Annotated in this window: 22 protein-coding genes and 4 pseudogenes; 12 read left to right on the top strand and 14 right to left on the bottom strand. The window is 34.3% G+C overall.

The window, feature by feature from the left end; all coding sequences use genetic code 11:
* Positions 1 to 283, bottom strand: a pseudogene (locus AC3WR0_RS22335) (hypothetical protein); the annotation flags it as partial.
* A gap of 516 nt (positions 284 to 799) precedes the next feature.
* The gene (locus AC3WR0_RS22330; RefSeq protein ID WP_492554346.1) at positions 800 to 1225 is read right to left on the bottom strand and encodes a MaoC family dehydratase; all 426 of its coding nucleotides are present in this window, start codon (positions 1223 to 1225) and stop codon (positions 800 to 802) included.
* A 358-nt stretch (positions 1226 to 1583) separates the two neighbouring features.
* Between AC3WR0_RS22330 and AC3WR0_RS22325 the strand changes: the two genes are divergently transcribed.
* Complete coding sequence (locus tag AC3WR0_RS22325) at positions 1584 to 2282, top strand: VIT1/CCC1 transporter family protein (RefSeq protein ID WP_492554345.1); 699 nt, start codon at positions 1584 to 1586, stop codon at positions 2280 to 2282.
* A 357-nt stretch (positions 2283 to 2639) separates the two neighbouring features.
* Here AC3WR0_RS22325 and AC3WR0_RS22320 read toward each other — a convergent pair whose 3' ends face one another.
* Positions 2640 to 2849 (bottom strand): hypothetical protein, encoded by a 210-nt coding sequence (locus AC3WR0_RS22320; protein ID WP_492554344.1) that lies wholly within the window; start codon positions 2847 to 2849, stop codon positions 2640 to 2642.
* A gap of 296 nt (positions 2850 to 3145) precedes the next feature.
* Between AC3WR0_RS22320 and AC3WR0_RS22315 the strand changes: the two genes are divergently transcribed.
* The gene (locus AC3WR0_RS22315; protein WP_492554343.1) at positions 3146 to 3328 is read left to right on the top strand and encodes a hypothetical protein; all 183 of its coding nucleotides are present in this window, start codon (positions 3146 to 3148) and stop codon (positions 3326 to 3328) included.
* A gap of 80 nt (positions 3329 to 3408) precedes the next feature.
* Here AC3WR0_RS22315 and AC3WR0_RS22310 read toward each other — a convergent pair whose 3' ends face one another.
* Together AC3WR0_RS22310 and AC3WR0_RS22305 are read right to left on the bottom strand one after the other, a co-directional pair.
* A complete protein-coding gene (locus AC3WR0_RS22310) occupies positions 3409 to 3702 on the bottom strand; it encodes an antibiotic biosynthesis monooxygenase family protein (protein WP_492554342.1) in 294 nt (97 codons plus the stop codon).
* 247 nt (positions 3703 to 3949) lie between these two features.
* Positions 3950 to 4807 carry a MurR/RpiR family transcriptional regulator gene (locus AC3WR0_RS22305; protein ID WP_492554341.1) on the bottom strand — a complete coding sequence of 286 codons (858 nt, stop codon included), beginning with the start codon at positions 4805 to 4807 and terminating at the stop codon, positions 3950 to 3952.
* A gap of 281 nt (positions 4808 to 5088) precedes the next feature.
* On the opposite strand from AC3WR0_RS22305, the pseudogene AC3WR0_RS22300 reads away from it, so the two are divergent.
* Positions 5089 to 5229 (top strand): annotated as a pseudogene (locus AC3WR0_RS22300) (NAD(P)-dependent oxidoreductase); the annotation flags it as partial.
* A gap of 123 nt (positions 5230 to 5352) precedes the next feature.
* Entirely contained in the window at positions 5353 to 6330 is a 978-nt protein-coding gene (locus tag AC3WR0_RS22295; protein ID WP_492554340.1) for a Gfo/Idh/MocA family protein, read from the top strand.
* Between the two features lie 305 nt (positions 6331 to 6635).
* Here the strand turns inward: AC3WR0_RS22295 and AC3WR0_RS22290 are convergent, their stop codons facing one another.
* The 6 genes from AC3WR0_RS22290 to AC3WR0_RS22265 all read right to left on the bottom strand — a co-directional run bounded on the left by AC3WR0_RS22290 (position 6636) and on the right by AC3WR0_RS22265 (position 10658).
* Entirely contained in the window at positions 6636 to 7088 is a 453-nt protein-coding gene (locus AC3WR0_RS22290) for a CBO0543 family protein (protein WP_492554381.1), read from the bottom strand.
* A gap of 372 nt (positions 7089 to 7460) precedes the next feature.
* Positions 7461 to 7670, bottom strand: coding sequence for a pentapeptide repeat-containing protein (locus AC3WR0_RS22285; protein ID WP_492554339.1), 210 nt, complete (start codon positions 7668 to 7670; stop codon positions 7461 to 7463).
* Positions 7671 to 7807: 137 nt separating this feature from the next.
* On the bottom strand, positions 7808 to 8290 hold the full coding sequence (locus AC3WR0_RS22280) for a hypothetical protein (RefSeq protein WP_492554338.1): 483 nt from the start codon (positions 8288 to 8290) through the stop codon (positions 7808 to 7810).
* Positions 8291 to 8496: 206 nt separating this feature from the next.
* On the bottom strand, positions 8497 to 8994 hold the full coding sequence (locus AC3WR0_RS22275; protein ID WP_492554337.1) for a kinase: 498 nt from the start codon (positions 8992 to 8994) through the stop codon (positions 8497 to 8499).
* Between the two features lie 120 nt (positions 8995 to 9114).
* Complete coding sequence (locus AC3WR0_RS22270; protein ID WP_492554336.1) at positions 9115 to 9519, bottom strand: hypothetical protein; 405 nt, start codon at positions 9517 to 9519, stop codon at positions 9115 to 9117.
* 278 nt (positions 9520 to 9797) lie between these two features.
* A complete protein-coding gene (locus AC3WR0_RS22265) occupies positions 9798 to 10658 on the bottom strand; it encodes a LysR family transcriptional regulator (protein ID WP_492554380.1) in 861 nt (286 codons plus the stop codon).
* Between the two features lie 123 nt (positions 10659 to 10781).
* Here AC3WR0_RS22265 and AC3WR0_RS22260 point away from each other — a divergent pair, with 123 nt between their 5' ends.
* Both AC3WR0_RS22260 and AC3WR0_RS22255 read left to right on the top strand, forming a co-directional pair.
* Entirely contained in the window at positions 10782 to 11969 is a 1188-nt protein-coding gene (locus AC3WR0_RS22260) for a YbfB/YjiJ family MFS transporter (RefSeq protein ID WP_492554335.1), read from the top strand.
* Between the two features lie 23 nt (positions 11970 to 11992).
* Positions 11993 to 13078: an NAD(P)H-dependent flavin oxidoreductase gene (locus AC3WR0_RS22255; RefSeq protein WP_492554334.1), complete on the top strand. Its 1086-nt coding sequence runs from the start codon at positions 11993 to 11995 to the stop codon at positions 13076 to 13078.
* 568 nt (positions 13079 to 13646) lie between these two features.
* Here AC3WR0_RS22255 and AC3WR0_RS22250 read toward each other — a convergent pair.
* From AC3WR0_RS22250 to AC3WR0_RS22240, 3 genes and pseudogenes are all read right to left on the bottom strand, one after another.
* Entirely contained in the window at positions 13647 to 14006 is a 360-nt protein-coding gene (locus AC3WR0_RS22250; RefSeq protein ID WP_492554333.1) for a hypothetical protein, read from the bottom strand.
* A gap of 27 nt (positions 14007 to 14033) precedes the next feature.
* Positions 14034 to 14132: pseudogene (locus tag AC3WR0_RS22245) on the bottom strand (DUF3916 domain-containing protein); the annotation flags it as partial.
* Between the two features lie 107 nt (positions 14133 to 14239).
* Positions 14240 to 14467 carry a hypothetical protein gene (locus tag AC3WR0_RS22240; RefSeq protein WP_492554332.1) on the bottom strand — a complete coding sequence of 76 codons (228 nt, stop codon included), beginning with the start codon at positions 14465 to 14467 and terminating at the stop codon, positions 14240 to 14242.
* A gap of 114 nt (positions 14468 to 14581) precedes the next feature.
* Between AC3WR0_RS22240 and AC3WR0_RS22235 the strand changes: the two are divergent.
* From AC3WR0_RS22235 to AC3WR0_RS22210, 6 genes and pseudogenes are all read left to right on the top strand, one after another.
* A pseudogene (locus AC3WR0_RS22235) lies at positions 14582 to 14992 on the top strand (DUF3888 domain-containing protein); the annotation flags it as partial.
* A gap of 661 nt (positions 14993 to 15653) precedes the next feature.
* Positions 15654 to 16193, top strand: coding sequence for a matrixin family metalloprotease (locus AC3WR0_RS22230; protein WP_492554331.1), 540 nt, complete (start codon positions 15654 to 15656; stop codon positions 16191 to 16193).
* A gap of 15 nt (positions 16194 to 16208) precedes the next feature.
* Positions 16209 to 16799, top strand: coding sequence for a hypothetical protein (locus tag AC3WR0_RS22225; RefSeq protein WP_492554330.1), 591 nt, complete (start codon positions 16209 to 16211; stop codon positions 16797 to 16799).
* A 127-nt stretch (positions 16800 to 16926) separates the two neighbouring features.
* Positions 16927 to 17268 (top strand): YolD-like family protein, encoded by a 342-nt coding sequence (locus tag AC3WR0_RS22220; protein ID WP_492554329.1) that lies wholly within the window; start codon positions 16927 to 16929, stop codon positions 17266 to 17268.
* Between the two features lie 382 nt (positions 17269 to 17650).
* Complete coding sequence (locus AC3WR0_RS22215) at positions 17651 to 18136, top strand: hypothetical protein (RefSeq protein WP_492554328.1); 486 nt, start codon at positions 17651 to 17653, stop codon at positions 18134 to 18136.
* Between the two features lie 267 nt (positions 18137 to 18403).
* Positions 18404 to 18661, top strand: a 258-nt coding sequence (locus tag AC3WR0_RS22210; protein WP_492554327.1) for a transposase, incomplete at its 3' end; no start/stop codon positions are given.

Raw genomic sequence — 18661 nt, 5'->3', positions numbered from 1 at the left:
CTAAGTTGCCACCTGCCTGAACACCAAGACCGTGCTGGCCCCCTAAATGACCGCCTGCCTGAATGCCGAGCACTTGACCGCCGCCTAGCTGGCCGCCTGCTTGGACCCCAAGACCATGCTGGCCCCCTAAATAACCGCCTGCATGGACACCTATCCCTTGACCGCCGCCTAGCTGGCTTCCCGAATAAACCCCAAGACCATGTTCTCCTCCTAAATGACCGCCAACATTGTAGCCAGTCCCCTGTCCGCTTCCCAAATGGCCATCGGCATATATACCTGCCATTTGACCTCCTATATGCCAATATCCTGGAGGATAAGTTCCATAATAAGAGGCGGGATAAGGATAAGAATATTGATAATAAGACTGAGGATAAGGCTGGGACCTATAGGGATAACTAAATGGATATATTACCATTTTCCTAAACCTCCAATCAGATTCATGCTTTAGTTTATGCGCCATAAATAAGGTATGATACTTAGCTAAACGAAATGGGCAGTGGCCACTTGATTTTTCCAAAAATATAAAAGGAGTCCCAAAACTATGTACTCGGGACTCCCATTCCTAAAAATGATCAATCATGTTTTTTTGCATAGTCAAAATCAAATTCGCATTCTTCCAGTTTTACTACTTTTGTCTTATTGAGGGGGTATCGCCAACATTTCGGAAATTTTGTACGCTAAGCAAATTCAAACATTAAAAAATCGAATTCCCTGTACATTAAGGAACCGACTTTTTTATCTGACTTCTTCAAGTAAAGCCCCTGTTAGTTCAATAAACAGTTTGCATTTTTCATCCCCTTCATCGTTTTATCAATACGGACAGGTCGCCCTCAAAAACTTTTTCATCTGTATCGTTAAAGGTAGTTAACGATACAGTAAGGATCCCTGTTTCATCTTTAGTCGCTTTCTTATCAATTACTTCAACATTGATATGCAATACATCTTCAGGATACACAGGCTTAATAAATTTAATATTATTCATCCGTGTACCAGCAATGACATCCTCACCGTAGAAACCTTCTTCAACCCAAAGCTTAAAAGAAATGGCTAACGTATGTATACCAGAAGCAATAATTCCCTCAAACCTGCCTTGATTTGCCTTTTCCTCATCCAAATGCATATATTGAGGGTCAAATTCACCTGCAAACCTCATAATATCTTCTTTTGTTAATTTTAATGATTTAGTTTGGAACACTTGTCCAAGTGTAAACTCATCTAACTTCATTCTTACACCTCTATTTTATTGTTGTAGTCGTTGTTGTCCTTGTTTATTTTAGCACCCATACTCAACAAGTGGAAAAATATAAAAGTCTTCTTAAGCTAACCTGCCCTTTAGTGAAATAAGAAAAAAGCCCTACTCCTTATTGAGTAAAGCCCCCGTTTGTTTAAGTACAATATTTCACAATCAAACCAAATACTCTCATATCTGAATTATTTATTTGTTTTATTAGCATAATAAGAATTGGTTTTTTTGCCGAGACAACCTCATTTGTTTAACTTAATCCCCAATTTATTTAATACTTGTGGTGATTAATCGATTTTTATTCTATTAATGATATATTAGTTAAACGGGAGGTGAAAAAATGGATCAACATCTACATCACGTAGAAGAACATTTTTCTGGATCTGACCTCATTCGAGATGTTGTCATTGGTATGTCAGATGGATTAACCGTACCGTTTGCATTAGCTGCTGGTTTGTCCGGTGCTGTTGATACAACAACATTAATTCTCACTGCCGGAGGCGCTGAAATTGCAGCAGGATCAATTGCAATGGGACTTGGCGGATATTTGGCAGGAAAAACAGATGCAGAACATTATGAATCTGAACTTGCCCGTGAACGGCGCGAAGTAATAGAACTACCAGAGCGTGAAGAAGAGGAAGTATCTGAAATTTTCAGGGAATATGGGCTTGAAGAAGACCAAATCAAATCGATTACTGAAACCATGAAAAAGAACCCTGAAAAATGGGTCGATTTTATGATGAAATTTGAATTGGGGCTAGAAGAGCCGGAGCCGACAAGAGCGAGAAACAGTGCGATTACCATTGCTATTTCTTATATTGTCGGAGGGTTAATCCCTTTGTTTCCATATTTTATCTTTCATAAACCTGCAACAGCATTAATGGTTTCTGTTATTGTCACACTTATTGCCTTACTTATTTTTGGATATGTAAAAGGACGGTTTACAGGAACTTCTCCGGTGAAGAGCGCTTTTCAAACAATGATTACTGGAGGACTTGCTGCAGCAGTTGCATTCGGTCTAGCAAGAATTCTCACCTGACAGTTGAATTTTCGTATGTGGTAAACGATAATTACATGCATCCCCTGCCTAATGGTGGGGGTCAATTTGTGTGAGGCAATGGATATTTGCTAGGAAGATGTATTAACCTAGAAAGTTACCTATCTTTCACTAAAAATGCAGATTGTGAATCATTACACTTAAACTAAACTGTCCTTTAGTTGAAAAAGACAAAAAAGCTGCCTCTTTGGGTTGTATTACATTAGCAGAGTTCCTACCCAATTTTGATTCAAGCATTAGGGTAATTGGATAAGAAACAATTAAAAATAAGGATATGTAAATTGATTGTTCAAAGAAATTTTTAAACATTTCTTGAGACCACTGTGGTTCCCCAATGATTCAATAGGCAATCACATTTGAAATACTAATCCCATCATTGGCCTCAGGAATTAGGCTTTGGGTATAGTTTTGTGCAAGACTAATGGCTGCTAAAATAGATACTGCAATAGCAAGACCAATCCCTTTTGAGAAAGGATTTTTAATCCCCATTCTTTGGATAACTAAAATAGAAGCAATTACAAAAACCAAAGACACTAAAGTAAAAGGCATATTATCACTCCAACCCTTGGAATTACTATCTATTTAATAATACTGGATTATTTTGTAACAGGGAATAAAAACCATTATATATTTAGCTAACCTGCCAGTTAGTTGAACAAATAAAAAGCCGCCTTTGGCAGCTCCATCTTTAAGAAATGCCCCCTATAGTTTAAGTGCTTTTTTTCACAAACTTAAGATTTTTTAGGAAACCTGCCTATTTCCTTTCTATCAGTTATTTATTTTTAGGGTATAAGTTTAAATGCCGTTACAGATAATATCCCTATAAGAAATTAGGGGGTTTTAAAATGGAAGAAGCAACCACAAGTAATAATGGAATGAGCGCATCTAATAAACTAAACTTTTCAGGTCTTGGTGTTGGAGCAATTGTACTAACCACTGTTTATACGGCGATTTTGGCTTCGCAGTTAATGGCTACCAAACATAAAGTCGATTACCTTTATTACAAAGAAATAACACAAAATAAATAGCTAATAAATGACGGTGCTTTTTTCACCGTCTTTTATTATATATAAAACAGCAATTTGAACTAACCAGCCCCGTGAACCCGTTATAGTTGAACATTTTCAAAGTGTTCCACTGTTGGAAATGGGTCATAGAAATGATGTAGTTGTTTTTTCCATTCTTGATACTCTTTCGATTGTCTAAATCCAACTGTATGGTCTTCTAATGTTTCCCACTTCACTAATAGTAAATATTTCCCCTTAACTTCCATACATCGTTGTAATTCGTGAGATATGTAGCCCCTCATAGAGGATATAATTTTTGATGATTCTCGGAATGCGTCCTCATATTCCTCTTCCATACCTTGCTTAACTTGTAGCATAACAGCCTCTAAAGTCATTTAATCTCCCCCTTTTTTAAAGTGTATCATTTTAAAAAATAATTCTTATATTTCTTTTTCAACTAAACTGCCCGATAGCCTGGTAATGTAATTATTTCATAGCTCACTTTATTTCCTCCCAATCCCCTAAAAGTGTTATAAATTTCCTATTAACAGTTTTCTCTATCTATGGTGGAAATACCTTCTTCCACTAACCTGCCCCATTAGTCGAATAAGCCGAATAAGTCAGTAAACTCATTGAGTAATATTAATCCAGCTCCCATTTTCTAAATGCCTTTTCCTTTTGTTTTAGATTATTGAGGTTTTTGGTGTATTCCTTGGCATAAATAATTGAAAATAGTGTGTCTAGGATATATTCAAAGGATATTTGTGAAGAAAAGGTCCCTACTTTAAAAAAGTCATATTCGTCATAAGGAACCTCTAATGTCAATTCACACAATTTAGACATAGTGGATTCCGAATTACCAGTTAAAAGTATAGTAGGGATTTTCATTGAAGCTAAATATTTTAATATTTTTAAGTGGGCAACCGAACTACCAGCATAACTAATAAAAATGGCACAGTCTGTTTTTTCCAAGTTTAATGCATTCCATGTTGTTTCCCCATACTCATCAGCGATGATCAGGTGTTTATTAATTTTTATAAACTTGTTTTGAAAGCTACGAGCACGAATCTGAGAGTCTCCATTTCCAAAAAGATAAATTCTGTTTGCGTTTCTAACAATATCTACAGCTTTATTTAATTGATTCTTATCTAGTTTCACTAAAGTCTTTCTGATTGTTTCTATTGTCAAGTCAGCCATTTTCTTTGCAATGTCTATTGAACTGTCAGATGGCAGAAAAGGAAAATTAGGATCAACATGTGCAAATTCATGTTTATTACTTTGAATTTCATGGATTAAAGCTATTTTAAAATTTCTATAACCTGAGTAACCTAACTTCTGACTAAGTCTAATAATTGCAGAGTGGGAGGAAAATGTGTTTTCTGCAAGCTCTTGAATAAACATATTAGGAACATCTTCTAAGTTTATTAATATATAATCAGCAATCCTTATTTCAGTATCAGTAAAGCCCTGCTTTTGTTCAAGTTTCTTTAGTAAAGTCATTTCTTCCTCCATTTTGTCTGACGATAAGTAATTATTTTATTTATCAAATCAGATACGACATGAACTGTACAAAATAACTACTCAATATTATTTGATCATAATTTTGACAGAAATGCTCGTCAACAACATTAAAATGAGCACCTTTTCAAACATTATGTTCAGTCTAGTATCAACAATTCTAAGTATTGTTGAAAATAAGGTCCAATCTGATATAAAAGCATTCCCAAACCATATCACCTTTAATATAATCAAGCTACAAAAGAGAATTGGAGGAATTTTTTATGTTAACGATTACCTATATCGGAAACGGAAAAAGTACCAACCGTAATCACTTACCTTTTTCATTAATATACTAAGACATTCATGTGAAAACCATTTATTCACGTCACGATAACAGTATTTGGCAGAAGGAATCAGGAGTTAATTAAGAAAAAATAGTAAAAGATCAAGAAACTATTCAAAAAATACAAATTCTTGTAGAAGGTATTAACAAAATTGAAGTTTACGAAAAGTTATTTGCATAACAAAGAATGAGGTGAATTAAATTGAAACTCGCAATACTAGGTTCTGGAAAAATTGTTGCTGATTTTTTAACTATAGCTGGGGATTTATCTGATACAGAATTAATAGCCATCTTTGGTACTAACGGAAGTATACCAAAAATGGAAGTGATGAAAAACGAATATGGAATTGGAAAAATATATACCGACTATGAAGAATGTTTACAGGATTCGGATATTGATACCGTGTATGTTGCACTACCCAATCATCTTCATTATTCTTTTTCTAAAAATGCTTTATTAAGAGGAAAAAATGTAATATGTGAAAAACCATTTACAATAAAGTTCAGTGAGTTTACTGAGCTAAGAAATATTGCTAAAGAAAATAATTTAATATTAATTGAAGCAATTACGACACAATATTTATCCAATTACATATCAATTAAAGAATCCATTCATGCCCTTGGAGATTTAAAGATAATCGAGTGTAATTATTCTCAATATTCATCTCGATATGATGCTTTTAAAAAGGGAGAAATCTTGCCGGCTTTTAACCCAAAAGCAGGAGGAGGTGCATTAATGGATATCAATATTTACAATATCCATTTTGTGGTTGGAATTTTAGGAAAGCCTAATTCAGTAACTTATCTTGCAAACGTTGAAAGGGATATAGATACGTCTGGTATTCTTGTATTAAACTATCCAACCTGTAAAGTAGCTTGTATTGGTGCAAAGGACTCGACAGCACCAATACGTACTCTAATTCAAGGCGATAAAGGTTCCATTGTATTAAATGGATCAGCGAACGTTTGTGATTCATTTGAGTTGAATATGAATGGAGAGGATAGCCGAATCATTGATAATAAAGTCCATCCACACAGAATGTTTGAAGAATTTTATGAGTTTGAAAAAATGATCAAGGAGAATGATTATTCCAAAGCCAATTATATGTTAGAACAGAGCCAAATTGTGATGGAAGTCGTCGAGGAAGCATTACTTGATGCTGGAATTAAGTTAGGTTAATTGGAACTCCTTAGTTATCTAGTTAAAATCAAAAAAAACTTGCAGAATTTAACTACCTGCAAGTTTTTTTCCTTCTATTCTCTAGTGCCTGGACCTCTTCACTATAGAACGTGTTTTATCCTTTTTTCAGGTTCAAGTTGTTGATTACTTTAACTTTATGAATTGGCTAGCTATTTTCTAAAAAGTGGATTAGAAACCTTCTTGACTAACCTGCCCTTTAAGTATATTAAGAAAAAGATGCTGCCGCAGCAACACCATTCCTTAAGATAAGCCCCCGGTAGTTCAAGAAGAAATGTGCGACGTTATTACTGAGTTTCTCTTCTATCCGCCGTGTAGTCTAATACGAAATAAAGGATGTACATTGAAATAAAGTAAACCACCGCCGAATAGATTATATTCCATTCACCATAATGTAAAACTCTAATATAAACTGCATACAACTCAAGTAGTACAAGAATGCATGTCCATCCCAAGATATATATAAATTTCTTAATGGCATTTGATTTCAGGGGAAAATAATTTAAAAAAACAACTAATACAGCAACCTCACCTAGGGCTACAGCTAGGTATGACCACTCTATTTGTTTTTTATCAAAATACCAGTAAAGTTTGTACTTTAAATCAAGATACAAATCAGTTACAAAATTCATTAACAATGCAAACTGTATTGTAGCTAGTAACTCGTGCCTAGTCCTTTTTCTGGGCATTTTTAGGGCAACTAAAAGAACTAATATAACTGTCACTATAAATAGCTTCACCAAGAGGAGCACCTCGTTTTTTTTAAAACAACAATATCAAACATATTATCATTTTATATTCGATGAATTATTCTTCTTTAACTAACCTGCCCCTTTAAAAAGGATCGCCGCAGCGACCTCCATTTTTCAAAATAAATTTCCTTTTTTAAAACTCAATCCCGTTCGTTAATATCACCTTTTATGAATTATATTTTTCAAGTAAATCGGTTACGAGTATACCATTTATTTTTAAGCCTTCAATGTTGGAGTTAAGTATATTAACATTTTGTAAATTGCATTCCTCAAAAGTTACATTTGTTAAATCAGATTTTTTAAACATGGCGCCAATTGCATAAATGTCTGGACGTACAATATTTTCAAATGTGGAGCCACCTATCTGTATCCAATTACTTTAACATTGCTAAAATTAATATGCTCTAATTTTGAACCTTCAAAGTTTACATGCAATAAGGATGATTCTCTAAAATCAACCCCATCCCACTTTGAACTTTTTAATGTTGCTTCATGTATTTCTTCTCTTTGACGATTTTCTAATTCAAACCCCAGTCCCTCATCGAATATTTTATTGGTGTTATTTGACACATTATCTCCCCCTTAACACTGATATTTTAATTAAATTCTACCTCTTATATTTCCATACCTTTTTGTTCAACTAATAAAATTTTCCCTATTGCACAAACCAGTCCCGTTGTCGAACAACAGAAAAAAGGCTCTACTCCTTAATGAAGTGTAATAGGGCCCTTTTTGTAATCGCTATATTTCTCTAACCATTCTCTATACCACTCGGAATATTTCTTTCTTAATATCTCTCCAGGAAGCTTTCCTTCTAATGAATAAGGGGGTGCTGACAAGCTTTCGCCTTGCAAGCCTTTGCCTATCGGTACTGAAGTCCCACCAATTACTTTACGATGATTTACTAACACATTCACCTGAACTTGATCAGTAAATCCTTCCTGAGAACCGTATATAGTACTTAGAGGGTGATTTTTTACGATAAATATTTCCTCTATAATATCTTTTCCTATATATTTATCTGGATTTGCTGACTGTACTGCCCATGTTGAAATATCGTTAATAAGGGTATGACGATAAAGTGTATAAGAATTATTACCCTTGTAAGAAACAATAGAGTACCCTTTCTTATTAAGATACTGTTTTGCTAATTCAGTATTCGGATCAGCTTTTTGATCACACGCAACCAATAAAAGTAGAAGTAATTGAATGAAAACTATAACTTTTATAAAGATTCCCCCATTATTTGGGATTTTTATATGATAATTCTTTTTTTCTATTCAAATATCCTTCTAAACCTTTAGCTCATTAAGAAAAAAGAGTTAATGAGACAACCCATTACTTCACATAAGCCCCCGATAGTTGAAGGAGAATATTAGTATTTCATACTAAATAATTACTTTTGCATTTGATTTAAAATCAGTTTAAATACATCGTTCTCTGACATATCATTAGTCAATACTGTTTCTCCATCCACGCCAAGATAATCGTTTGGATTCCACCAGGTACGCAACGAAACCTCTCCGAATTCCATCTTTTTCGACCTAGAGTTGTGACGTTTGACTGTTTCCTCAAAAGATAAATCAAAATAATAAGTATATGCCTTATGATTAAAGAACTGGATTAAATTATTCAGCATTTCCCCATAACGGTGTTTATACATTATTCCTTCAACAATAACAAATTCACATTTACCTTTACCATATTCAGCGATTTGTTCAATGAAATCAATTGAAAGATTCCCATCTCTATCTTGAACCTTCAGCATTTCACGGCGAACGTTATCCTGAGAAACAAAGAGTGTTCCACGCCCCAAATGATTTTGAAGACCTTTGGCGGTTGTTGTTTTTCCACTCCCAGAATTTCCTCGTATGATAATTAACTTAAATTCCACATTCCCCCCCTACGCATCTTCCTATGGTTTTAACTATCTTTTCATTCTATACAGAAATAGTAAATCCTTCTTTAAACTAGACTGCTCAATAGCTCAATAAACACAAAGCGGTCCGATTGTTCAGTCAGAACTTATCGTCACCTTCGAATATAACACTTTCCCTGTTCCGTTCTGGGTCACTAATAAAGTATCGGCTTGGTACCTTTTATCAGTGGTGTTGCTGTTTAAAAATCCGAGGAAGGCACTGGCCATATTAGCGATCTTCGGGTCTCCTTCAGGTAAATCTGTAATAACGGTAACGACAGTCTGCGACCCTCCAATGTCCACGGTATAACCCCTGATATCCCAATACCAAGAGGTTTCCAACCCTTTTACACCAAAATGTCCGTTAATATAGGTCGAGAGAGCTTTGGAAAATTCTGCTTCCTGACGGAACACATCCTCTTTTGGTGGTTCTTTTTTTAAACAAGCATTTGTCAAAATCGTTAATAACAGTATAGGCACCAGCAATCTGATTTTTTTCATTCTTTTCCCCTTTTTAAAAGAGCCATTAATTAAAACCGTTTCTAGTCCAGGTTCTACAACATTGTTCGGAGATGCAAATAATATGTATATTCCCTTTAATTATTAAAATTCCTTCTTCCACAAACCTGCCCGGTAGTTCAATAACAAAAAATGGGATCGCCACAGCAATCCCATTTTCAACATAAGCACCCGTTACTTTAAGTGTATTTATTCACAAACTTTTTGATTAAGATACCCTCTAACTCTTTAATTTCAGCTCTTATATTTAACAATCTCATTTAATTACTTAACATATTTATGAATTTTAATAATGATGAATGTGTATACTTATCTTTTCTATAAATGAATACTGTTTTGACTTTTCCAAATGGATTCGGAAGTGATTGATGTCTAAGAGTTCCATCTTGTATTTGTTTTGCAACAACGCTTTGTGGAACCATACTTATACCTAGACCAGCAGATACACACCCAATGATTGCATCCAGGGTTCCAAATTCCATTATCTTTTTAGGAATCACCCTCTCTTGGTGAAACCATTGTTCAAGCCTTTCCCGATATGAACATCCTGTACGGAAGACAAGTAGTGTCCTCGTTTGAATATCTTTGATAGAAGATATGGGCGGATGAATTGAATCTGTCACGAGTACCAATTCCTCTTCAAATACTTCCTTTTGAATGAGATCGGGGTGTTCAATAGGTCCAGCCACAAATGCTCCATCAAGTTCATACTGAAGAACACCTTGAATATTTTCTTCCGTAGAACCTGTTTTTAGGGTTAGATCAACGTCGGGATAGTCTTTAAGGTACTTTGAAAATATGGCTGGTAACCGAACTGCCGCAGTTGTTTCCATAGAACCAATAATTAAAGGACCTTTTGGCGTTTGATCATCATTCATCACGTTTTTCGTTTCTTCTATAAGATGAAAAATTTTTTCCGTGTATGTTAACAACATGCTTCCTTTGGCTGTCAAAGCAGTCCCACGATTATGTCTATAAAACAAGGTTGTTTGAAGTTCCGTTTCTAATTGCTGTATTTTCATCGTGATATTAGATTGTGCATATTGAAGTTCTCTTGCTGCCTGTGATATACTTCCCAGCTTTGCAACAGTCTGGAAAACTTTTAATGTTTGCAAATCCATCAAAATCCTCACCTCTTTTTTTGCCATCTGATTTACTGATAGCAAATATCAATATTATGTATTATTCAATATACCAGATAAGAGATATGATTTAAATATAATTATTTTATTGGAGGTTTTTATTTGAAGAAGCAATCTTTTCTTTTTTTAATAGGGGGAATACTGTCACTAATCATTGCTATGGGGATTGGAAGGTTTGCCTATACCCCCATTCTTCCACTTATGCAAAAAGATCTATCTTTTTCGAATACAGTTGCTGGATATATAGCATCAAGTAATTACGCTGGATATTTGCTTGGAGCAATTTTAGCAGGAGCGGTACCTTTGAAGAAGTATCGAGTGATTATCTTAAAAATTAGTCTAATCATCAGTATAATTACCACTGCCATAATGGGGCTAACATACTCTCATTTCCTTTGGTATGTACTTCGATTTCTATCGGGGGTTTCCAGTGCTTATGTGTTGGTCCTAGCCTCTGGTATCGTGTTAGATAAACTTGCTACTATAAACAAAACCAGTTGGTCGGGTTTATTCTATGGAGGGGTAGGATTTGGAATTTTTTTATCCAGTTTAATTATTCCGAGTTTAACCCATTTATATCAGTGGGAAGGTACATGGATAGGACTAGCTGTTGTCAGTGGAATCCTAGCCATCTTCGTATGGATCTGGCTCGATGAAGCCCCCAACACTGTTGAGATAAAAAATAAACAAGAAACTTTTGCACTTGTCCCCCCAACTAAATGGCTCCTATGGTTGACTATTGCCTATGGTTTAGAAGGATTGGGTTACATTGTTACAGGAACGTTTATTGTATCTATCGCTGAAAAGACCTCATACTTTCAAAAAGATGCAACCTTAGTTTGGATGATGGTTGGTTTCGCTGCGATTCCATCCTGCCTTATTTGGTCTATACTAGCTAAAAAATGGGGCTTCGTTAAATCCTTAGTTCTTGCAATGGCATTGCAATCCCTGGGTATGGCGATGCCAGCCTTTTGGATTTCGAAAACTAGTTTTATCGTAAGTGCTTTATTATTCGGAGCCACATTTATGGGTATCACTACACTTGCTACAACGTTGGGACGGCAAATTAATCCATCTAATAGCAGCCGAACGATTGGCATACTAACCGCTATTTATGCTATTGGACAATTGATAGGACCAACTCTTGCTGGAATCTTATCATCATCCACTCATAATTTTAATGCTGCTTTGATAGGAGCATCTATTGTCGTTTTAATTGGGGCAGGTTTGCTTTTAAATGGAATTCAGTTTGAGAGGAAACCTCCTAAAGGAAAATTAATCAGTAAGTAAAATTAAAAACGAGGTGTGTAATTATGTTAAATAATGAAATGAACAAACTATTGAAAATTAAATATCCGATTATACAAGCTCCTATGGCTGGAGGAGTAACAACTTCGAAATTAGTAGCTGAGGTTTCAAATTCTGGGGGTCTAGGCATGATCGGGGCTGGCTATATGACCCCTGTTCAATTACGGAAACAAGTTAGAGAAATAAAGGAATTAACGTCCAACCCTTTTGGTGTTAACCTATTTGTTCCGAACGAATTTCAAGTTACAGAGAATGAAATTCAATCGGCTAACCAGTTCTTAAACCCCATCCGTCAGCAATTAAAGCTGCACTCAAAAGAGCAATTTGAAATTTCTCATTTTAATGATGTTTTTGAAAAATTTGTTGAACAAATTAAGGTTGTAATGGAAGAAAAGGTTCCTATTTGTTCTTTTACATTTGGCATTCCTTCTGAAGAAGTGATTGCTGAATTAAAACAATCAAACATTATTCTGATGGGAACGGCTACTACTGTTACAGAAGCAGTTGAAAATGAAAAAGCAGGAATGGATATTGTTGTGGCACAAGGCAGTGAAGCTGGTGGGCATCGTGGGAACTTTATTAATAGTTCGCAAGAAAGTTTGATTGGTTTAATGTCATTAATTCCACAAGTTGTGGACAATGTAAGCATTCCTGTTGTCGCTACTGGAGGAATTATGGATGGAAGAGGGTTAATAGCTTCTATATGTTTAGGAGCAATGGGCGTGCAAATGGGGACAGCTTTCTTGACTTGTATGGAAAGTGGAGCACAAAAGGTATATAAAGAAGCAATTCTTAATGCGAACGAAGACCAAACTATTTTCACTCGTTCATTTTCTGGAAAATGGGCAAGAGGAATTAAAAATAGATTTATTTTAGAAATGCAGAAGCACGAACCACTTTTACCAGATTATCCTGTTCAAAACACATTAACTCAAGATATTAGAAAAACTTCTGCTGCACAAAACAATCAAGATTTCATGTCACTTTGGTCTGGTCAAAGTCCAAGATTAGCCAAAAGTCAAACCGTTGAATCATTAATTAATAATATTATTACAGAAGCAAAAAAATTAAGTTCAATGGAAGCGAGGTAAATTCTAATGTACACAAAAGCCTAGCCAAAAAAACTAGGTTTTTATGTATACCTTATTGAGCTAACCTGCCCGTTACTTCAATAAGAAAACGATATTGCTGGCAGCCAAGCGACTTTGAAATTGACAGATATTTTGGCACTTTTAATCGTACAATACTTATTGGTCATTATAAATCATAATGTCAATTGCTATGTCAAAAAGGGTGTCAAATAGGATAAAGACATTAATAAATATAGAAACTGACGTATGCCAATTTCACACGTCAGTTTTAATGTCATTTATCAATAAAGCACCTAAAAAAGGAATCCTTTAAATCAATCAGGGCCTGCTTTCACTTATTTGAATTTCTTTCCAACAGCTTCACCCGATGCATCAACCTAAATATAAGAGTTGTAACAAAACACAACTGTATAAATAAGAAGATACCGACGGCCATTGCCGCACTTGCCTTTAATCCGAAGATGCTGCCAAACACAAAAGCACCGAGGTAAAATAAAACAATCCCACCTAGAATGTTAATAATAAATACGAATAAAGAATTGCCCATTAAACCCCTACCTTTCAAATTTTAAGGCCATGTCATGAATTGGTCAGTCTTATAATCCGAATCGACAACCGGGCCAGTAATAGAAATCTCTCCTACTGATATGGAAATGCCACTAATCCAGGTAGGTGTGACCGTGTGTAAATAATGACCGAAAATATCACAGTTTAATGCTGTGGAGGTATTCTTTGTAATATCTTGCAGCATATATCCGCTGTGATAAGGTGCCGGTCCTTCATATAAATCAATGTCCGTTGCTACCCCATCTCCCTCTTTTTTAGCAAGGGTTGTACGCGTTACGGTTTTCACACCATCCACTTTATAAAGAAGATACTGCGAACCAGAATAGACTTTCCGTTGGACCCCATGAGAATCCAATCCCATCAACATATCTTCTCCAAAATTAATTTCTCCATCTTCATTAGATATTCCTTCATTAAAGCCATTAACATCTAAATTTTCTGGGATATGTATTCTCCATTCATTTTCAAAATTCCTATCTTTAGAAATGGGAATCCATTTCTAATATTGGTCATTCCTCTCAAAGAAACCTTCAAAGTGTGAATTACCCGAAAGCCTTGCCTTACTCAACTTAGTTACTTTAATAAGAAAAAATTTTATATACCCGAATTGACCAGATGCGAAAATAATCCTACCAAACCTATAACAATTGCAATGCTTAATAAAGCAAACGTATATTTCTTTTTTATCAGATTAAATACCGAAACTATAACACTAAGAGATAAAAGTACAAAAGTTGAAACAATGTCTTTAGCAAAATACATATAATTTAGAACCCCTAAAATCACCAAAAGCAAAGGCAATAAATTAATGAGTAACTTCATCTTATATCCCCCCAATATCTTTCTTTATAATAACATTTTTATCCAAATCTTAATTAAACCTTCAGAAAAGGTAATAATACAACTAAATAGTCTTAAAGAGGTGTTCTTAAAAGAATGAAAAAGGTGCTAATCGCCTTTATACTATCTCTTCTTCTTATTACTTCTTTTCAAACAACAACAGCCTCAACAGATAAACCAACTCAAGATTCCGAAGAACTTCGGTTACAGGATATGCTTATGATTATGCTAACACCTTATATCAGAGAAGATTTGAATAAATATTATCATCCAAAGATATTAAAGGACTATTATCCGCAAGTTACTCCACAGAACATTGATGTGGTTGAAACAAAAAGAAATCACCTCTTTGGCAATGTATTGGAGATTACATTTGCAATCGAACCAGACGATGGTGGTCATCACGTTCCAGTTGGCAAGGACAAAATGATTTATCAGATTTCTTATGGACCTGAAGTGAAGTTAATAAATCATACTCACTTAAAGACCTATAAATACCCTGCCGACTCGCAGTCAATGTTCGATTTTAATAAGCTGCCACCTTTGTTTAAAACCGTTTTAAAGAAACCTTTTTAGATTAATACAATTCTTCAGTTGCGTTCAGTGCTAAATCAACCGTTTCAACCTATTCTAATGCAATCTTAACTATTTCTTCTTCAACTAACCTCCCCCCGTTTGTTCAGTTAATCGTCAATATTCTTTGTGGGATTGTTGTCTTTTGACCTAAAATACGAAATATTTATCATTATCAATAATACTTTTATCTTCCTAATTTGCTTTGTTTATCTGAAATTCTCAACAAGATTGGTTTTATTTACTTTCCATAAACCTTATAAATCCAACTTTTATATGAAAAGTTTATTTATCTTTTTATAAAAATTGAGTTGAGCGCCACAAATCTACTTGAAATTTTCCCAATCTAATATACAAAGCTATATTTTAAGATTTATTGATAATTATTCCATATATTGGTACGTTAAAAAGTGATTTAACCTCTTACGTTGATGCTGGAGATAAAAAGGGATCTTACATTCAAGAAAAACAAGTTTCTTTCGTATTAGGTCTCAGTTTAAATGTGGAGGTGATTAAGGTTCAATTCGAAAAGCTAAATTCAGTGCAAGTTTTAATCTTTTAAACTTAAAACTACCTAAGCGGAAGGAGTTTAGAAATGTTTGCTAAAAAAAAGAAATATAGTTTTGTATCTTTAATTTTAACAGCAATGTTTTCTATTTTTCTCTTAGTGCCCTATGCAAGTGCATATGTTTATTATGACGGTGGATATCCAAGTGCCACTTATAAACTTGATTTTGGTTATTCACGCTATAACTCAACTTGGACTAATAGAATTTCTGCTGCAGTATCAAGTTGGAATTCTACAAGCACACCTGTTTGGATTACCAATGATGGTACTTCAAGTAATAAAGTTTACGCAGCAAATTATGCTGATTCATGGTACGGACTTTACACACCGAGCACAAATTGGCTGGGGAGTGTAACTAGTTTTAATATCAAATTAAACTCAAGAACACTAAATGCAGATGCTTCTAATTGGGATCATTTTGTAGAGAGTACAACAGTACATGAAATAGGGCATTCGTTATCACTAGACCATAACAATAACACTTCTATTATGAATAGCGGCCGTGATAGAAATACAATGTATAAGCCTCAAACTGATGATATTAACGGAGTAAATGCCTATTATTAATAAGGAGGAAAGTTGATGAGGAAACAGTCAAAGGTTTTTATTGTTGGTTTTACTTTTTTAATGGCATTAACAATAGTGGTTGGCTTTACATATTTAAATAAGAATAAGACTGAATACTATCATGCAGATTATCCTGCATATGATTCCCAAACGGTTATGGAAAACAGGGCAGATATTATCATTGAGGGAAAGATTTTAAATAGTCATATTCAAATAATTAATACTGCTCACCCCATAGCCTCTAAAGATCCTAAAGAAAATCCAAGTAAAGATGGAAAGGTATCAAAGGAAGAAGGAGATATCGTCTATACTGTTTCAAGGGTAAAAGTGAATGAAGTATTCAAGGGGCAAAATTTAAAGCCGGGAGATATTATTGAGGTTAAGCAATTAGGTGGAACTATAGACAAGGTGACATATAAAGATGAACATACAGAGCATTTCAAGAATGAAAAAGAGTATGTTATGTTTTTAAGAGATTTCCAAGATCAGAATCCATACTCATTAATAAATCCCTCTCAAGGATATTATGAAAAAATAGAAAATAAGTATCAAAGTCATAAGGAAAATAAAGTCCAGCTTGATATCGAATCTTTAAAACATAAATAGTAAAAGTTAAGCCAATTAGGGTTTTTTCCACCTTCCCTAATTGGCTTTATTTATTTAATTCCAAATGAAAAACGCACCTTGGTTTTACTCAATATTTGTTTAAGGACGGGGTCTAAAAAAGTTTAGAATGGTATCTATAACGCCGGGGTTGGGTGCAGGTTTAAAGAAAATGGAGTATGTTCCAATGCCAGAATTAGACGAACAGCAGCTGGAGCATTTAGACCAAGCCATTTGTGAAGCAATGGATTTTAATAATGAAGTATCTATTACATATTTTAATAATCACCGTTATGAATTAATTGTGGGACACATCCACTATTTTCAACCAATAATAAAAAGCATTCGTATTGTTCATAAATTCCAAGAATGGTTTGAGATTAAAATTTCGTACATAATTGAATATTCAAGGATAAAAGAAGAATATAAAAAAAGAGTACTTGAGTTAACAAATATAACGACGATTAATTAGCTATAGATAAATCCTGTAACTTAAATTACTAAGTAATCAATGATACAGGTCTTTTCAAGTTTTGTTATTCCTCTAATGCCCCCGTTAGCCCATTGAATACAGATGGGAATTTAAATTAATACGATTTGAAAACAGAATTAATTTTTGAAGAAAGTTGCAATCTATGCAATTTATTTAAAGCCCTTACACAATGAAATACGTTCAATTTTTTTCATTAGATTTGAGTTCAGGATTGCTATCAATCATCTAACATCGTAAAATCAATGTCCTTCCTAGGAAGCGTAGCCAGATTCGGTACTATCTGATATACAATTGCAACAATTTTAAATAATTTGTATAATAATGGTAAGACAATAATGTTTTTATACTAGGGGGGATAAATATGAAAAAGATATTTGGATTATTAACGATCTGTTTGATAGTCTTTGGATTATGTGGTTGCCTTGATAAGGCAAACGCTGTCAGTTCTGATGATATATTAAAGCTTGCCAAAGAATATAAAACCATACAGTATACGGTGAAAGATCCAAGTAACCCACCTACTTATGAAGAAATAGCAAACAAAGCTAAGGAATATTTATCTGAAAAGGCTCTAGATACTTTATATAAACAACGTGCTTTTCTAATTGTATCAAAATTTGCGAAGGAAACAAATACCAGTATAGAATTAGAAAGTTTGTATATGAATAAGACTAAAGAGAATGATGATGGAAGTATTAATTGCGATTATACGATTAAATTGAAATTGAATAATGGTCAGTCAACTAAAATCGTTGAGAAAAAGGCTCAATTAACAGTTTCTAAGGACGGGAAAAAAATTACCCGTGATTGGGATGAGAAAATTAATATGGGAGGAACTCCTCTTTAATAAAAAAGCCACCGACTTCATCATTAAAGGGTTCCTTTTTGAGGTACTTTTCTAAAATCATGCACAGAAATGACATTCCTTTTGTCACCCAAAATAGCATATAAAAAAAGCAAAACTCGCCCTTATATTGGCGAGTTTTCTTTGTTATAAAATAGCCGTTCTTATTTTAACTAACCTGCCCGTTTGTTGAATAAGTGGTACTAGTATGGATGTATGGACACAAGTTAGTTAAGTCTCTATCATAAAAATAGAGAGGACGTGTCCGGAATGAAACAAAAACGTTATAACCAAGAATTCAAACAAACAATTGTCGAACTACACAGATCTGGCACATCTGTGAGCGATCTCAACCGCGAATATGGTGTATCTGAAGTAACTATTTATAAATGGATCAAAGCATTGTCTCCTATCGAAGGGAGTAGTGATGGCTTAACAACTGCTGACATTACAGAAATCCAAAAAGAAAATTTACGCCTCAAACAGGAGGTAGAAATTTTAAAAAAGGCTATGACCATATTCGCGAGA

Source organism: Neobacillus sp. FW104-15D2, assembly GCF_058790155.1.
The sequence above is the reverse complement of the archived record's forward strand: the minus strand, read 5'-3'. Positions and strand labels throughout refer to the sequence as shown.

What these genes read in the sequence shown, in the direction of transcription:
- AC3WR0_RS22250 (WP_492554333.1), bottom strand. Translation starts at nt 14,006, where the DNA reads ATGGGATTGGATTCTCATGGGGTCCAACGGAAAGTCTATTCTGGTTCG.
- AC3WR0_RS22240 (WP_492554332.1), bottom strand. Translation starts at nt 14,467, where the DNA reads ATGAAGTTACTCATTAATTTATTGCCTTTGCTTTTGGTGATTTTAGGG.
- AC3WR0_RS22270 (WP_492554336.1), bottom strand. Translation starts at nt 9,519, where the DNA reads ATGAAAAAAATCAGATTGCTGGTGCCTATACTGTTATTAACGATTTTG.
- AC3WR0_RS22315 (WP_492554343.1), top strand. Translation starts at nt 3,146, where the DNA reads ATGGAAGAAGCAACCACAAGTAATAATGGAATGAGCGCATCTAATAAA.
- AC3WR0_RS22230 (WP_492554331.1), top strand. Translation starts at nt 15,654, where the DNA reads ATGTTTGCTAAAAAAAAGAAATATAGTTTTGTATCTTTAATTTTAACA.
- AC3WR0_RS22325 (WP_492554345.1), top strand. Translation starts at nt 1,584, where the DNA reads ATGGATCAACATCTACATCACGTAGAAGAACATTTTTCTGGATCTGAC.
- AC3WR0_RS22215 (WP_492554328.1), top strand. Translation starts at nt 17,651, where the DNA reads ATGAAAAAGATATTTGGATTATTAACGATCTGTTTGATAGTCTTTGGA.
- AC3WR0_RS22330 (WP_492554346.1), bottom strand. Translation starts at nt 1,225, where the DNA reads ATGAAGTTAGATGAGTTTACACTTGGACAAGTGTTCCAAACTAAATCA.
- AC3WR0_RS22255 (WP_492554334.1), top strand. Translation starts at nt 11,993, where the DNA reads ATGTTAAATAATGAAATGAACAAACTATTGAAAATTAAATATCCGATT.
- AC3WR0_RS22305 (WP_492554341.1), bottom strand. Translation starts at nt 4,807, where the DNA reads ATGACTTTACTAAAGAAACTTGAACAAAAGCAGGGCTTTACTGATACT.
- AC3WR0_RS22320 (WP_492554344.1), bottom strand. Translation starts at nt 2,849, where the DNA reads ATGCCTTTTACTTTAGTGTCTTTGGTTTTTGTAATTGCTTCTATTTTA.
- AC3WR0_RS22225 (WP_492554330.1), top strand. Translation starts at nt 16,209, where the DNA reads ATGAGGAAACAGTCAAAGGTTTTTATTGTTGGTTTTACTTTTTTAATG.
- AC3WR0_RS22310 (WP_492554342.1), bottom strand. Translation starts at nt 3,702, where the DNA reads ATGACTTTAGAGGCTGTTATGCTACAAGTTAAGCAAGGTATGGAAGAG.
- AC3WR0_RS22265 (WP_492554380.1), bottom strand. Translation starts at nt 10,658, where the DNA reads ATGGATTTGCAAACATTAAAAGTTTTCCAGACTGTTGCAAAGCTGGGA.
- AC3WR0_RS22220 (WP_492554329.1), top strand. Translation starts at nt 16,927, where the DNA reads ATGGTATCTATAACGCCGGGGTTGGGTGCAGGTTTAAAGAAAATGGAG.